The sequence below is a fragment of the Streptomyces sp. NBC_00654 genome (assembly GCF_026341775.1).
Classification (GTDB): domain Bacteria; phylum Actinomycetota; class Actinomycetes; order Streptomycetales; family Streptomycetaceae; genus Streptomyces.
Window position 1 is genome coordinate 1,485,625 of sequence record NZ_JAPEOB010000002.1, and the last position, 14,459, is coordinate 1,500,083.

At 73.1% G+C, this 14,459-nt stretch carries 13 protein-coding genes; 1 reads left to right on the forward strand and 12 read right to left on the reverse strand.

Annotation, left to right across the window (positions count from 1 at the left end; translation table 11 throughout):
* Positions 1-40 precede the first annotated feature (40 nt).
* From OHA98_RS26810 to infC, 8 genes are all read right to left on the reverse strand, one after another.
* On the reverse strand, positions 41-1,381 hold the full coding sequence (locus OHA98_RS26810) for a transcriptional regulator (RefSeq protein ID WP_266929294.1): 1,341 nt from the start codon (positions 1,379-1,381) through the stop codon (positions 41-43).
* A 422-nt stretch (positions 1,382-1,803) separates the two neighbouring features.
* Positions 1,804-4,317 carry a phenylalanine--tRNA ligase subunit beta gene (gene pheT / locus OHA98_RS26815; protein ID WP_266929295.1) on the reverse strand — a complete coding sequence of 838 codons (2,514 nt, stop codon included), beginning with the start codon at positions 4,315-4,317 and terminating at the stop codon, positions 1,804-1,806.
* Complete coding sequence (pheS, locus tag OHA98_RS26820) at positions 4,317-5,456, reverse strand: phenylalanine--tRNA ligase subunit alpha (protein ID WP_266929296.1); 1,140 nt, start codon at positions 5,454-5,456, stop codon at positions 4,317-4,319. Before pheS ends, pheT begins: the two co-directional genes overlap by 1 nt.
* Before the next feature lie 191 nt (positions 5,457-5,647).
* Positions 5,648-6,823 carry an ATP-binding protein gene (locus OHA98_RS26825; RefSeq protein ID WP_266929297.1) on the reverse strand — a complete coding sequence of 392 codons (1,176 nt, stop codon included), beginning with the start codon at positions 6,821-6,823 and terminating at the stop codon, positions 5,648-5,650.
* Positions 6,824-7,023: 200 nt separating this feature from the next.
* Complete coding sequence (locus OHA98_RS26830; RefSeq protein WP_266929298.1) at positions 7,024-7,863, reverse strand: RNA methyltransferase; 840 nt, start codon at positions 7,861-7,863, stop codon at positions 7,024-7,026.
* A gap of 115 nt (positions 7,864-7,978) precedes the next feature.
* On the reverse strand, positions 7,979-8,362 hold the full coding sequence (gene rplT, locus OHA98_RS26835) for a 50S ribosomal protein L20 (RefSeq protein ID WP_003970214.1): 384 nt from the start codon (positions 8,360-8,362) through the stop codon (positions 7,979-7,981).
* A 106-nt stretch (positions 8,363-8,468) separates the two neighbouring features.
* Positions 8,469-8,663: a 50S ribosomal protein L35 gene (gene rpmI, locus OHA98_RS26840; RefSeq protein WP_003970213.1), complete on the reverse strand. Its 195-nt coding sequence runs from the start codon at positions 8,661-8,663 to the stop codon at positions 8,469-8,471.
* 119 nt (positions 8,664-8,782) lie between these two features.
* Positions 8,783-9,487 (reverse strand): translation initiation factor IF-3, encoded by a 705-nt coding sequence (gene infC, locus OHA98_RS26845; protein ID WP_266930925.1) that lies wholly within the window; start codon positions 9,485-9,487, stop codon positions 8,783-8,785.
* Between the two features lie 346 nt (positions 9,488-9,833).
* On the opposite strand from infC, the gene OHA98_RS26850 reads away from it, so the two are divergent.
* Entirely contained in the window at positions 9,834-10,205 is a 372-nt protein-coding gene (locus OHA98_RS26850; protein WP_266929299.1) for a DUF1844 domain-containing protein, read from the forward strand.
* Positions 10,206-10,299: 94 nt separating this feature from the next.
* Here the strand turns inward: OHA98_RS26850 and OHA98_RS26855 are convergent, their stop codons facing one another.
* The 4 genes from OHA98_RS26855 to OHA98_RS26870 all read right to left on the reverse strand — a co-directional run bounded on the left by OHA98_RS26855 (position 10,300) and on the right by OHA98_RS26870 (position 14,003).
* Entirely contained in the window at positions 10,300-11,013 is a 714-nt protein-coding gene (locus OHA98_RS26855) for an MIP family channel protein (RefSeq protein WP_266929300.1), read from the reverse strand.
* Between the two features lie 102 nt (positions 11,014-11,115).
* Positions 11,116-11,844: an SseB family protein gene (locus OHA98_RS26860; RefSeq protein WP_266929301.1), complete on the reverse strand. Its 729-nt coding sequence runs from the start codon at positions 11,842-11,844 to the stop codon at positions 11,116-11,118.
* Positions 11,845-11,934: 90 nt separating this feature from the next.
* The gene (gene mycP, locus OHA98_RS26865; protein ID WP_266929302.1) at positions 11,935-13,113 is read right to left on the reverse strand and encodes a type VII secretion-associated serine protease mycosin; all 1,179 of its coding nucleotides are present in this window, start codon (positions 13,111-13,113) and stop codon (positions 11,935-11,937) included.
* Entirely contained in the window at positions 13,110-14,003 is an 894-nt protein-coding gene (locus OHA98_RS26870; protein ID WP_266930926.1) for a hypothetical protein, read from the reverse strand. The genes mycP and OHA98_RS26870 overlap by 4 nt, the downstream gene beginning before the upstream one ends.
* Between the last annotated feature and the right edge of the window lie 456 nt (positions 14,004-14,459).

Sequence of the window (14,459 nt, forward strand, 5' to 3'; positions counted from 1 at the left end):
CCGGGCCGGAGGGGCACTCGTGGCGGGGCGGGCGGAAGAACTACAGCGGCACGCGCAGCGCCCCGTCGATCATCTCGGCCGTCCGCGCGGCTTCCGGGCAGCCGCTCGCCGACAGGTGCTCCCGTACCGAGCACAGCCGGTCGCGCAGCCGCCGGGAATCCATGCCCCGGGCCCTTTCGGCCATGTGCGCGGCGGTGCACGCCGCCCGGTCGGCCTCGCCCTGCAGCAGTTCCAGCCGGGTCAGCATGGCGAGCCGGTGCACCATGCCCCGGTCGTGCGCCGGGGCTCGCACCGCGGCGACCGCGTGTTCCCGCGCGGCCGACAGGTCCCCCAGGCCGAGCAGCGCCTCCGCCACCTGCACATCGACCAGACCCGGCTGGACGTATCCCGTCTCCTCCGGCTCCCGGCCGGCGCTGATGCGCTCCGCCTGGGACTCGGCGCGCCGGATGCACGCCCGGGCGCCGGCGGAGTCGCCGAGGCGCGCGTAGGCCTTCGCCTGCATCGCGTACAGATCGGCGGCCAGCGCCGGGGTGATGTGCGCTCCGGCGGCCCGCAGCGCCGCCTCCGCGAAGGCGATCGAGCGCCGGTAGTCGGCCAGGAACAGCGACTGGTTGACCAGCAGCGCGATCACATAGCCGCCCAGCCCCCGGTCCCCGCTCGCCTTGGCCAACCGCAGCGCCTGGTGGAAGTAGCGCTGCGCCGGGCCATGGGCGTCGGAGTCGTAGGCGCAGATGCCCGCGACGGCCACCAGACCGGCCGTCGCCCGGTGCAGCCGGCGGCCCAGCGCGTCGCCGCAGCCGCCGCGCAGCAGGGGTGCCGCCTCGGCGTTGAGGAAGCCGACGACACGGGAGCGGGTCACGATGCCACCGGCCCTGCGGTACATCTGCTCGTAGTGGTCGCGGGCCGCCCTGAGCACCACGATGCCGGCCGCGGTCACCCGGACCGGTCCCGGCCGGGAGACATCCGTGTCCTCCGGCGGGTTCTCCCACTCCCAGACCGGCATCACCGCCGCCGTGCCGGTGACCGCGGGTGCGGTGGCGAGGTGCGGGCGGTGCTGCTCGTCCCCGCGCCACAGTGTGGTGGCCCGGTCGACGAAGCAGGACAGTGTGGTGCCGTGCGGCGATGTGTCCGGGCCGGAGCGCCCCATGCCGATGTCGTCGAGCGCGACCGGGCGCCGCAGCCTGCCGCCGAGGACCTCGCAGATGAGGTCGGGCACCTGGCCGCGCGGGCGTTGTCCCTTGAGCCAGCGGGACACCGCCGTGTGTTCGTAGCGCAGGTTCAGGCCGCGGGCCAGGCCCGCCCGGTTGACGTGCCCGGCGAGCCCCGCCCGGGACACGCCTGCCTCGTCGATCAGGGATTCGAGCAGGATGTTGGGCTCCATTGCCCCCCCATGGTGCGTGTCGCAATGACCCTAGTGGAGCACGGTTCACACGGGGTGTGAACGGAATGCCCGAACCATCCTGCTGTGCGCCCTGTCGCTCCCCGTCCCGGATCGGTTGACTTGGTCGTCCCCGCCGGAGGCGGCCGGGTCGTCGGCTCCCCCTCGTACAGACGACGGCCCGCACCCGCGCCGTCCGCCCAGCCGGCCTGCCCGACACTCCGTGGCCGGCCGGACGGCGCCGGACCGCACGACCCACTGCCCAACGAAGAGGAGGGTGGCCGCGGAACGAGGCCGGAACCGAGTTCCTCCCGGTTCCGCCTCCGGGTCCGCGTGCGGTCCCCGCGCCGCTCGGCGGGACATGAGGGAGGGGCGTGACCGGTGCACCGGTCACGCCCCTCCCCGCTGTGCGGCCGTGCTGTGCGTCAGGCGCCGCGCAGCACCGCGCCGGTGCGCTCGGCGGCCAGGGCGACCGCGCGGTCACGGGCGGCCGAGGCCTCCTCGACGGTCAGCGTGCGGTCCGCGGCGCGGAACCGCAGCGCGTACGCCAGGGACTTGCGGTCCGCACCGATCTGGTCACCGGTGAACACGTCGAACAGCCGCAGCGATTCGAGGAGTTCACCCGCTCCCTCACGCAGGGCGCGCTCCACCTCGGCGGCGGGCACGTCCTGGGCGACGATCAGCGCGACGTCCTGGGTGGCCACCGGGAAGGCGGAGATCCGGGGCGCCTGGAGCGCGCCGTCGACGGCCTGTTCCAGGACGTCGAGCTCGACCTCCATGGCGCAGGTCCGCTCGGGCAGGTGGAGCTCCTTGATGACGCGCGGGTGCAGTTCGCCCGCGTGACCGAACAGGGTCTCCTCGCCGTTCACCGTGACGAACAGCGCGGCGCAGCGGCCGGGGTGCCACGGCTGGTGCTGGTCGGCGCGGACGGTGAGTTCGACGCCCGCCTCACGGGCGATCGCCCGCGCGGCCTCGACGGAGTCCGCCCAGTCGGCGGGACGGCCCTTGCCCCACCAGCCGGCCTGCTCGCGGGCGCCCGCGAGGACGACGGCGGCGTGGCGCGGCTGGCGCGGCAGTGCGGCGTCGAGTGCGGCGATCTCCTCGGCGGAGGGCCGCCGGTCGACGGGCAGCCGTACGGCGCGGGTCTCCTGGCCGGTCGGCCGGAAGACCAGCCCGGTCTCGAAGAGCGCGAGGTCGTGGCTGCCGCGGCCGTCGTTGCGCCGCAGTGCGCCGAGGAGGCCGGGCAGCAGCGTGGTGCGCAGTGCCGGTTCCTCGTCGGACAGCGGGTTGACGAGCTTGACCGTACGCCGGCGGGCGTCGTCCTCGTCCAGTCCGAGCTGGTCCAGGACGGCGTCGCCGATGAACGGGTAGCTCAGCGCCTCGACATAGCCCGATCCGGCGAGCACCCGGCCGATGCGGCGGTGCAGCCGCTGGCGGTCGGTGAGCCCGCGGCCGGACGGCGGCGTCGGCAGGGTGGACGGGAGGTTCTCGTAGCCCTCCAGCCGGATGACCTCTTCGGCCAGATCGTTCGGCTCGTTCAGGTCGGGGCGCCAGGACGGCACCGTGACGATGAGCTCGTCCTGCCCGTAGACGTCGCAGCCGACCTGCTGGAGGCGGCGTACGACGGTCTCGCGGCCGTAGTCCACACCGGCGACCCGGTCCGGATGGTCGGCGGGCATCGCGATGGTGCGGGGCGCCGAGGGAGCACTGATCTCGGTGACGCCCGCCTCGGCGGTGCCGCCCGCGACGAGGACCAGCAGGTCGACGGTGCGCTGCGCGGCAGCGGCGGCGGCCTGCGGGTCGACGCCGCGCTCGAAGCGCTTGGACGCCTCGGAGGACAGCTTGTGGCGGCGCGCGGTCCGGGCGATCGAGATCGCGTCGAAGTGCGCGGCCTCGATGACGACCTCGGTGGTGTGGCTCTCGCCGTTCCGGGCGTCGGCGATCTCGGTGTTGGCGCCGCCCATGACACCGGCGAGGCCGATCGGCCCGCGGTTGTCGGTGATGACCAGGTCCGCGGCGTCCAGTACCCGTACGGTGCCGTCGAGGGTGGTGAGCTTCTCGCCCTGCTGGGCGCGGCGCACCCCGATCGGCCCGTCGACCCGCGTGCGGTCGTAGGCGTGCAGCGGCTGGCCGAGCTCCAGCATCACGTAGTTGGTGATGTCCACGGCCAGCGAGATCGGACGCATCCCGGCCTTCTGCAGACGGCGCTGCATCCAGATCGGGGAACGCGCCTCGGGGTCCAGACCGGTGACGGTGCGCGCGGTGAAGCGGTCGCAGCCGATCGGGTCGGCCACCTTGACCGGGTAGCCGTACGCGTTCGGCGCGGGCACGTCCAGGAGCGCCGGGTCGCGCAGCGGAAGCCCGTAGGCGATGGCCGTCTCACGGGCGACACCGCGCATGGACAGGCAGTAGCCCCGGTCCGGCGTGACGGCGATGTCGAGGACCTCGTCGACGAGCTGGAGCAGCTCGATCGCGTCGGTACCGGCCTCGTGCTCCGGCGGCAGCACGATGATGCCGTGGGTGCCGTCGTCGCCCATGCCGAGCTCGTCGGTGGAGCAGATCATGCCGTGCGAGGTCCTGCCGTACGTCTTGCGCGCGGCGATCGCGAAGTCGCCGGGCAGCACGGCACCGGGCAGGACCACGACGACCTTGTCGCCGACGGAGAAGTTACGGGCTCCGCAGACGATCTCCTGCGGCTCACCGGTGCCGTTGGCGGTGCCGACGTTCACCGTGCAGAAGCGGATGGGCTTCTTGAAGCCCTCCAGCTCCTCGATGGTCAGGACCTGTCCGACGACCAGGGGGCCCTTGAGGCCGGCGCCGATCTGCTCGACGGTCTCGACCTCCAGGCCGACGGCGACGAGCTTGGCCTGTACGTCACGGCCGGTCTCCGTCGCCGGCAGGTCGACGTACTCCCGCAGCCAGGAAAGCGGGACGCGCATCAGATCTCCATCCCGAACGGCCGGGTGAACCGGACGTCACCCTCGACCATGTCTCGCATGTCTTCGACGTTGTGGCGGAACATCAGCATCCGTTCGATGCCGAACCCGAAGGCGAATCCGCTGTACTTCTGGGGGTCGACACCGCAGGCGACGAGCACCTTGGGGTTGACCATGCCGCAGCCGCCCAGCTCGATCCAGCCCTCGCTGCCGCAGGTGCGGCAGGGACGGTCCGGGTTGCCGACGGACTCGCCGCGGCAGACGTAGCAGACCATGTCCATCTCGGCGGACGGCTCGGTGAACGGGAAGAAGTTCGGCCGCAGCCGGGTCTTCATGTCCGGCCCGAAGAGCGCCTGGACCATGTGGTCCAGGGTGCCCTTGAGGTCGGCCATGGTCAGGCCCTCGTCGACGGCGAGCAGCTCGATCTGGTGGAAGACCGGGGTGTGCGTGGCGTCGAGCTCGTCGGTGCGGTAGACCCGCCCCGGGCAGACGACGTAGACGGGGGGCTTGCGCTCCAGCAGGGAGCGGGCCTGGACCGGCGAGGTGTGTGTACGCAGTACGACACCGGACTCGTCGCCCGTGGTCGGCCTGCCCTCGGGCGTGGTGCCCCGGACGAAGAAGGTGTCCTGCATCTGCCGGGCCGGGTGGTCGGGCACGAAGTTCAGGGCGTCGAAGTTGAACCACTCCGCCTCGGCCTCGGGGCCCTCCGCGATCTCGTAGCCCATGGCCACGAAGACGTCCGCGACGCGCTCCATGATGGTCGTGAGCGGGTGCCGGGCGCCGGCCGGGGTGCGGTCGTAGGGCAGTGTGACATCCACCGCCTCCTCGACCAGGACCCGGGCGTCGCGCTCGGCCTCCAGCTCCGCCTGGCGGGCGGCCAGGGCCTTGGAGACGGCGCCGCGGGCCTGACCCACGCGCTTGCCCGCCTCGGCCTTGGCCTGCGGCGGCAGGGCGCCGATCTCGCGGTTGGCGAGGGACAGCGGCGAGGTACCTCCGGTGTGCGCGGTCTTCGCCTGGGCGAGCGCGTCGAGGTCGCCCGCGGCGGCGAAGGCGGCGAACGCCTCGTCCCGCAGGCGCTCGATCTCTTCCGGTTTCAGTGCCTCGACCTCGACTGGGTCGTACGACTTGTTCGGTGCCGACATCTCTTCCCGTGCTTCCGATTGGCTGATACTGCTCTTACCGGGGGATACCCCCGGACCTCCGTGGCTCCGCTCGACGCCTGGAGGACACAAAGGTGCCAATGGTCGAGTCTAAAGGCCGCGCGAAGCGGAGGGGGCCCGCGGGCCGGTCGGGCCCGCCCGTCGCCCGCCACCGCCCGGTCCGAAGGGTTCTGCTAGCTCAAGTAGCCCGGCGCGCTCACGGGCAGAATAAATCGGAACTGCGCGCCGCCGCCGGGCCCCCGGCCGACGGTGATCGTGCCGCCGTGTGCCTCGACGATGCCCTTGACGATGTACAGGCCCAGGCCGGTCCCGCCGCGCTTGCTGCCCCGCCAGAAGCGGGTGAAGACGCGGCCCATCGACTCCTCGGGGATGCCGGGACCTTCGTCGCTCACGGTGACCGCCGTCCCTGTCTCGTCACTGTTCGCCGGCGCGGGTGCGGGGGCGATCTCAATGGTGACGGTTCCCTCGCCGTGACGCACCGCGTTTTCCAGCAGGTTGCCGAGCACCTGGTCGACCTTGTCGGGGTCGGCCCACAGATCGGGCAGCGGCTGCCGGGTGCGGACGAGGAAGCGGTCGGGCGCCTGGCCGTTCGCGGTGAGGGCCTGGACGTGGCGTTCGACGGCGGCGGAGATGTCGACGGGCTGACGGCGCAGTTCGAGGCGGCCGGAGTCGATCCGGGAGATGTCGAGCAGTTCGGCGATGAGCCGGGTGACCCGGCCCGCGTCGGCGTCGACGGTCTCCAGCATGAGCCGCTTCTGGTCGTCGGTGAACCGCTCCCACTTGGCGAGCAGCGTCGCGGTGAAGCCCTTGACCGAGGTCAGCGGGGAGCGCAGCTCATGGGCGACCGTGGCGATCAGCTCGGCGTGGCTGCGTTCGGTACGGCGGCGGGCCTCGGTCCCGCGCAGGGAGACCACCACCCGGCGCACCGGGCCGGTGGGCCGTTCGCGTACGTACCGTGCGGAGACCAGGACCTCACGGCCACCTGGCAGCAGGAGATTGCGCTCGGGCTGTCCGCCCCGGGTGGCGAGGCCCCCGTAGGGGTCCGTCAGCGACCACCAGCGCTTCCCCTTGAGGTCCTCCAGGGGCAGCGCGTGCTCCAGGGACCGGCCGAGTACGGCGGCGGCGGGGGTGGCGGTGATCCGGGCGGCGGCGGCGTTGAAGCAGACGACCCGGCCGCTCTCGTCGGCGACGACGAGGCCGTCGGGAAGGTCGTCCGGGTCGACGCCGGGGAGAAGGCCGCCCCGGAGGTCGCCGACGGTGTCCGTGGTGTCCGGGCCGGTGCCGTCCCGGTCCGCCCCGGTGCGCACGACGGCCTTGTGTGCCTGACGCGGACTCATGCCGACAGCCATATTCCCGTACCCCACCTCTCGAACCGGTGCAGTGGGCCCCCGAGTTCGTCACCCTACTAGTCGTCGGGGAACGAGCGACACCCTGCGGGGGCGCACTCGGCCGGTGCGCCGGTGGCACGGGCCCGGACCGTGGCCGGTAACCGTCGGTGAACACATGTACACCGGTTCCGGGGGCGCCGCGGGGAGGCGGGTACGGCCGCTCAGGCGGTACGGCGGGGGCGCTGTGCCCGTGCGGAGGCGTACAGGCAGACGGCCGCGGCGGTCGCGAGGTTCAGGCTCTCCGCCTTGCCGTGGATGGGGACCCGGACCACGGCGTCGGCCAGTGCGCGGGTCTCCTCGGGGAGGCCCCAGGCCTCGTTGCCGAAGACCCAGGCGGTGGGCCCGCCCATGGTGCCCGCGTCCAGCTCGTCGTCGAGGTCGTCGGCGCCCGCGCCGTCGGCGGCGAGGATCCGCACCCCCGCGTCCCGCAGTCCGCGCACGGCGTGCTCGACGGGGACGCCGACGGCGACCGGCAGATGGAACAGCGACCCGACCGACGCCCGTACCGACTTGGGGTTGTAGAGGTCCACCGAGGCATCGGTGAGCACGACCGCGTCGGCGCCCGCCGCGTCGGCGCAGCGCAGCACCGTACCGGCGTTCCCGGGGTCCCGTACATTGGCGAGCACGGCCACCAGCGTGGGCTTCGCGGCGAGGATCTGTTCGAACGGCGAGTCCAGGAAGCGGCAGACGCCGATCAGACCCTGCGGGGTGACGGTCTGCGACACATCGGCCAGTACCTCACTGTCGGCGAGATGCACCCGGGCGCCCGCGGCGTGGGCGGCCTCGACGATGTCGGTGTACCGCTCGGCGGCCTCGACGGTGGCGAACAGCTCGATGAGTGTCGGCTCGCCGTCGCTGCCCCGGTGCCCGGCGGCCTCGCGGACGGCCTGCGGCCCCTCGGCGATGAACCGGCGCTCCTTGCCGCGGAAGTTTCGCTTGGCCAGCCGCCGGGCGGCGGTGACACGGGGCGAGCGCGGGGAGATCAGTTCGGGGGTGCCCATGGTCGGCGGCGAGCCTCTCTGCGTACGGAGGTGGGGTTCAGGTGGTGCAACGCACCGGACCCGCAGACGGTGTACGCCTGCGGGTCCGGCTCGGTACCTGGAAGAGCGGCCTGGGTCAGGCGGCCTTCGGGGCGTTGACGTCGCTCGGGAGGGCCTTCTGGGCAACCTCGACGAGGGCGGCGAACGCGTTGGCGTCGTTGACCGCGAGCTCGGCCAGGATCTTGCGGTCCACCTCGATGTTGGCGGCCTTCAGACCCTGGATGAGGCGGTTGTACGTCATGCCGTTCTGGCGGGCAGCGGCGTTGATGCGCTGGATCCACAGCTGACGGAAGTCGCCCTTGCGCTTCTTGCGGTCGTTGTAGTTGTAGACCAGGGAGTGGGTGACCTGCTCCTTGGCCTTGCGGTACAGGCGCGAACGCTGACCGCGGTAGCCGCTGGCGGCCTCGAGAATTGCCCGGCGCTTCTTGTGGGCGTTGACTGCCCGCTTGACGCGTGCCACTTGTTAACTCCTTGTAGCGGGGCCGTGGTTGTCCTCACACGGCCCGGAAACGAATTGGTCCCGGTGTGATCGAGGTCGTGCCCCCGGATTCACCGGGGGCCGGACCTCACTTGCCGAGAAGCTTCTTGATCTTCTTGGCGTCGGCCGGAGCCACGACGACCGTGCCGGTCAGCGAGCGGGTCTTCTTGGACGACTTGTGCTCGAGCAGGTGGCGCTTGCCGGCCCTCTCGCGGAGCACCTTGCCGGAGCCGGTGATCTTGAAGCGCTTGCTGGCACCGCTGTGCGTCTTGTTCTTCGGCATCGCGCCGTTCTCTCCTCGTCAGTGGCGCCCCTCACGGTGCGGGCACCGGACTGCAGGGGCGTCAGATCTCTATGGGATTCCGCGGGGACCCGGGGCGCCTGGATGGCGGCCCCCGAAGGTCACGCCTCGGAGGGTGTCTCGGTCGGAGCCTCGGCGGCCGCGGCAGGAGCCTCGGCAGCCTCACCCTCGGACTCGGCGTCGGGCGCGTAGCCCTGACGCTCCGCCTTGCGGGCGGCCTGGGCCTCACGGGCCTCGGCCATGGCTTCGGTCTTCTTCTTGTGCGGGCCCAGAACCATGATCATGTTCCGGCCGTCCTGCTTCGGGTTGGACTCGATGAAACCGAGGTCCTCGACATCCGAAGCGAGACGCTGGAGCAGTCGGAAGCCCAGCTCGGGGCGGGACTGCTCACGACCACGGAACATGATCGTGATCTTGACCTTGTCGCCCTGCTTGAGGAACCGGACGACGTGACCCTTCTTGGTGTCATAGTCGTGCGGGTCGATCTTCGGCCGGAGCTTCATCTCCTTGATGACCGTGTGCGCCTGGTTCTTGCGCGCCTCACGGGCCTTCATGGCCGACTCGTACTTGAACTTCCCGTAGTCCATGAGCTTGCACACGGGCGGACGGGCGGTCGCCGCCACCTCGACCAGGTCGAGGTCGTACTCCTGTGCGAGTTCCAGGGCCTTGGCAAGCGGAACAATCCCGACCTGCTCGCCGCTGGGACCGACAAGTCGCACCTCGGGAACGCGAATCCGGTCGTTGATGCGGGGCTCGGCGCTGATGGATCCTCCTCGGTAGCACCACGCGGACCGCCTGGCGGACAGCCGCGTAACGTCTGTTTCGTCAGACCAACCGAGCCGGAACATCAAAAATGCCCCGGACGGGACACAGGCGGGGCTCCTGGAAATACCGGAACACCGCCGCGTTCAACCGCGGGGCGCATCGGGCGGCTCCATCGTCCGTACGGAACGATGGTCGCCACCTGACCGGTGACCCGCCGTCCCAGAAGGACAGCCAGGTGGGAGATCGGAGCCTCCACTTGTGGGCCGGGCACATAGATGTCCGGCCGGTCGTTACACAAGGTTAGCAGCCCGGTGGCGGGCGCGCGAATCCCCCGGCTCCGGGCTCCCGCGGGCGGTGAGGTCCGGGCCTGGCCTTATCGTGTGGGGCATGAGTGACGCGACCCCCAGCACCGGTTCTCCCGCTTCTCCCGGCTTCGACGACATGGCCCGCGACATCGCGGAGGTCCCCGCGGTCGAGGTGATCGTCACGGTCGCCGTCAACCTGATGAGCGCGGCCGCCGTGAAGCTCGGCCTGACCGAGGAGGGCGAGCAGCACAAGGACCTGGACGAGGCGCGCAAGCTGGTCCAGGCGCTGGCCGGCCTGCTGGACGCGAGCACCACGGAGATCAGCACCTTCCACGCCTCCCCGCTGCGGGACGGCCTGAAGTCGCTCCAGCTGGCGTTCCGCGAGGCGTCGCTGGTGCCGGACGAGCCCGGCCAGGGCCCCGGCGAGAAGTACACCGGCCCGGTCTACGGCTGACCGCTCCCCCACGGCCCACCGCGCGGGCCCGCCTCCCCTCACGGGAGGCGGGCCCGCGCTTCGCGTCCGGGCCGGGGCGTCGCCCCCTTCCCGCTCAGCCGGTCCCGCCGAGCCCGGCGGCCTCCTGGGCCGGCACCGGGTGGGTCAGCCGGTGCGCGTACGCCGCGATGGCACCGCCGACCAGGGGCGCCACGATGAACAGCCACAGCTGGGAGAGGGCCGCGCCGCCCGCGAACAGAGCCGGTCCGAGGCTCCGGGCCGGGTTGACCGAGGTACCGGTCAGCGGGATGCCCACCAGGTGGATCACCGCGAGGGACAGCCCGATGGGGAGCCCGTCGAAGCCGACGACCGCGACCTTGTGGGTCACCGCGAGCACCACGAACACCAGCAGGAAGGTCAGCACCACCTCGGCGAGGAAGGCCCCGCCCAGGTTGATCCCGACGGCCGACCGGTCGTCGTAGCCGTTGCTCCCGAACGCGCCGCTCGTCTTCAGCCCCGGAACCTGCTTCGCGAGCAGGAAGAGCAGGGCCGCACCCACGATGGCGCCGAGGAACTGGGCCACCCAGTACTCGACGGCCGTACGGAGGTCGATCCGGCGGGCCACGAGCATGCCCAGCGTGACCGCGGGGTTCACATGGCATCCGGAGATCGGGCCCAGCGCGTAGGCGAGCGCGAGCAGGGTGAATCCGAACGCGAGGGCGATGCCCACCGTCCCGATGTACTCGACGGCGAGCACCGCCGATCCGACGGCGAAGAAGACCAGCAGCAGCGTGCCCAGGAACTCCGACACCACTGTCCGCGTCTGCATACAACCACCTCGCGAGATCTGGGGCGATCGGTCGGTTTCAACCGATTACCCGTCAATTCTCACGGCGCGGAGAGAGATGCGCGCGTTGAGCCGTTCGGGCGATCAGCGAGTGAACAGCGGGTCACCCTCGGTGGCCGCCCCGGCGGGCAGCAGCGCCAGATCGAGGCCGCGTACCAGCCTGGCCCGCAGGACCTCGCTGGCCGACAACGCCTCGGCGACGCGGCGGGCCGCCTCGGCGGGCACGGCGTCCGGGGCGAGAACCAGCGCGAGGGTGCCGTCGGCCCGGCCCGGACCGAGGTGGGCACGGACGACCGCGGGTTCGGCGGCGACGGTGTCGCGTACCGCCGCGACGACCGCCGGGTCCTGGAGCGGGTCGGTACTGGTGCGGTTCTCGGCCAGCGCCAGCAGTGCCGGGCCGGTGAGCTCGAACGCGACCGGCCCCGCGAGATCCAGCACCACCGTGTCGGCCTTCTCGTGCGCGGCGGCCTGGAGCGCCTGGTGCAGGGGTACGGCGACGGGGCGGGCCGCGGGGTCCCAGCGGGCCAGCGAGGCGGTGGAGGTGAAGGCGGGCAGCGCGCGCCGGTCACCGGCCTGGAGCGTGGGCACCGCCATGTCGCTGGTCTTCTCGCGGCGCAGCCCGTTCTCGTCCTCCTCGACCTCGCCGAGGACGGCGACCACGGGAACGAGCAGCCGGGCGCCCCGGAGCGCTTCGAGGACCGGGCCGACCGCCGTACGGTCCTGCGACCAGGCGGCGAGCGCCGCCGTCAGTGCGGGAGCGGCCGTGCCGTCGTCGTCGGAGAAACCGGGGTCCGGAATGTTCTTGAGCGCCACGGGACGAGCGTAGTCCCTGCGCTCTGCCGCCCCGACAACAGGTCGGGGCGGCAGCCGGAGCTCCGGCCCGCGGGGCGGCGGTCCCGGCGGTCAGCGGCGCCCGGTGAGCGTCCTGCCCCGCCACAGGACGACGGCCAGGGCCAGCAGGACGGCGCCGAGGCCGCCCGCGGCCGGGGCCAGCCAGTTCACGGGGCCCGGTTCCCGGTGCGGCGGGGTGGGGCCCGGTCCGAAGTACCGCTCGCGGTAGCCGGTGGTGGCGGACCGGGCGCTCAGGTCGGCGGGGCGCAGCCGGGAGCCGGTCTCGATGGCCTCGGCGGGGTCGACGATGCCGTAACCGCGGGCGTCGTCACGGCCGTTGGCCGGGGCGTCGCGGGCGGTGTCCGCGAGGAGCTTCTTGATCTGGGCCGGTGTGAGCCCGGGGTGGGCGGCGCGGACGAGGGCCACGGCTCCGGAGACGAAGGCCGAGGCGGCCGAGGTGCCCCACTCGATGTAGTACTTGCGGTCCGGGTTGGCGACGACGATGTCGACGCCGGGCGCGCTGACGGTGGCGTACCAGCGCCGGGTGGAGAACGAGGCGTGCGTGCCCTGCTTGTCGACGGCCGCGACCGCGATGACCCCGGGGTAGGCGGCCGGGTAGGAGACCCGGTCCCCCTTCTCGCCGCCGTTGCCCGCCGAGGCGATGACGGAGACGCCCTTGCCCAGGGCGTACTGGATCGCGGCGTCCTCGCCCGGCTCGGGGTGCGCGGACTTGCTGTCGTCGCCCAGGGAGAGGTTGATGACATCGGCGCCGTGGTCGGTGGCCCAGCGGATGCCTTCGGCGAGCGCGGTGCCGCGGGACTTGCGGGCCTTGGCGCGGGACGGGTCGTTGGACTCCAGGATCACCCGGACCGGGAGGATCCGTGCCTCCGGGGCGATGCCGAGGATGCCGTCACCGCGCCCCGGACCTCGTCCGCGGCCCGCGATGATGCCGGCCATCGCGGTGCCGTGCAGGGCCCAGGCCGCGTCGCCCCGGCCGGCGCCGAAGCCGATGAGGTCCTTGCCGGGGAGTACCTGTCCGGCGAGGTCGGGGTGGGTGTTGTCGACCCCCGTGTCGAGGACGGCGACGGTGATGCCCTTGCCCTTGGTGGTCTGCCAGGCCCGGTCGGTGTGCAGGGCCGCCAGTCCCCACTGCTGGTCCCGGATGGCGTCCGCGTGGGCGGGGGCGGCGGCGGAGAGCGCGAGGACGGTGGCGGCGCAGGCCGCGGCGAGGACACGGCGGCGGCGGTTCATTCCGGCTTCTCCGTGAGGTCGGTGACGGTCCCGCGCAGCCCGCGCTCGACCTGGTCCGCCACGCCCTTCGCCTCGTGCCCGAGCCCGGCCTGGGCGACGGCGGTCGTCGCTCCGGCGGCCGTGGCCGCGGCCGCCGGCTGCGGGTCGGCGACGGTGCGCCCGTCCGCGAAGCCGGAGACGGCGAACACGACGACGGGCAGTTCGGTCAGGACATGGACCGTCCAGCTGGCGCGCTGCCCGTCGCGGAAGGCCGCGGCGACGGTCCCCTCGACGGCGTACGCACGGGGCATGAGGTCCTTGCGCGCGCCGAGGCGCTGCTCGGTGAAACGGGTGGCGAGCGCCCTCATGCCTTCCTCGGAGGCCTCGGTGAAGATCATCCCGACCGTGGTGACGCTGCTGCGGGTCGCGTCGGTGTACGTGGCCCGCACCATGCGCTCGCAGCCGGCCGGGCGCAGGGTCGTCAGGAGCAGTGGGTCGATCCCCTTGGCGCAGCCGCTGTCGGGGGCGACGGCGATCCGGGTCCAGACCCGGTCCGCGGCACCGGGACCCGCGCCGATGCCCTTGAGCGTGCGCGGGAAGAGGGTGTCGACAGGGGCGGTGTGCCAGACGGTCCGGCCCGTGGCGTACGCGCTGCGGGTGCCCGGTTCGGCCGAGGAGTCGCCGGTGAGCCAGGTGCCGGTGGCCGCGCCGCCGATCAGCCCGAGACCGAGGACGACACAGGTGGCCGCCACCGCGGTCCGCCCCCGGCGCCGGGGGCGTACGGGGCGCAGCCGGGTCGTCGTCTCCGCGGGCGTCTCGGGGAAGCCGTAGCGGAGCGGTACGGGGTACGGGACGGGGTGCGTGGGCGGCGGGCCGGGAGGGGCGCCGCCGGGGTGGGGGGTGAGGTCCACCGCGCCGACGGGTCTGCGCCGGGTCGCGGGGGGCGCGGCCGGCGGCACGGCGGGGTGCGCGGGCACCTGCAATTGCGGCTGCAGCTGCGGCTGCGGCTGCGGCTGCGGCTGCGGCTGCGGCTGCGGCTGCGGTGACCATGCCGGATCCGGTGACTGTCCCGGCTGCGGGGCGGTGCGCCGGGGCGCGGGCGGTACGGGGCGCAGCCGGGCGGTGGTCTCGGCGGGAGCAGGGGCCGGGGCGGTGGCCGGGGTTGGGGCCCGGGTGGCCGGCGCGGCGGCGGGCGGGGTCCCGGCGGCGGTCCGCGGGGGCGGCGGTACGGGTGGTACGGGCGGAGCCGCCGGGGCGGGCGGGGCCGGGGCCGGTCGCCCGGGTGTGAGCGGGGCCGCGGCGGGCGGGGCCGGTGCGGGGGCCGGTCCGGGCCGCGGCTTCACCGGGGCCGTCGGCGCCGGGACCCC

Bases quoted from the DNA above. Each gene is read 5' to 3' on its own strand.
- OHA98_RS26810 (WP_266929294.1), bottom strand. From the start codon at position 1,381: ATGGAGCCCAACATCCTGCTCGAATCCCTGATCGACGAGGCAGGCGTG.
- pheT (WP_266929295.1), bottom strand. From the start codon at position 4,317: ATGCGCGTCCCGCTTTCCTGGCTGCGGGAGTACGTCGACCTGCCGGCG.
- pheS (WP_266929296.1), bottom strand. From the start codon at position 5,456: ATGTCGGCACCGAACAAGTCGTACGACCCAGTCGAGGTCGAGGCACTG.
- OHA98_RS26825 (WP_266929297.1), bottom strand. From the start codon at position 6,823: ATGGCTGTCGGCATGAGTCCGCGTCAGGCACACAAGGCCGTCGTGCGC.
- OHA98_RS26830 (WP_266929298.1), bottom strand. From the start codon at position 7,863: ATGGGCACCCCCGAACTGATCTCCCCGCGCTCGCCCCGTGTCACCGCC.
- rpmI (WP_003970213.1), bottom strand. From the start codon at position 8,663: ATGCCGAAGAACAAGACGCACAGCGGTGCCAGCAAGCGCTTCAAGATC.
- OHA98_RS26850 (WP_266929299.1), top strand. From the start codon at position 9,834: ATGAGTGACGCGACCCCCAGCACCGGTTCTCCCGCTTCTCCCGGCTTC.
- OHA98_RS26855 (WP_266929300.1), bottom strand. From the start codon at position 11,013: ATGCAGACGCGGACAGTGGTGTCGGAGTTCCTGGGCACGCTGCTGCTG.
- mycP (WP_266929302.1), bottom strand. From the start codon at position 13,113: ATGAACCGCCGCCGCCGTGTCCTCGCCGCGGCCTGCGCCGCCACCGTC.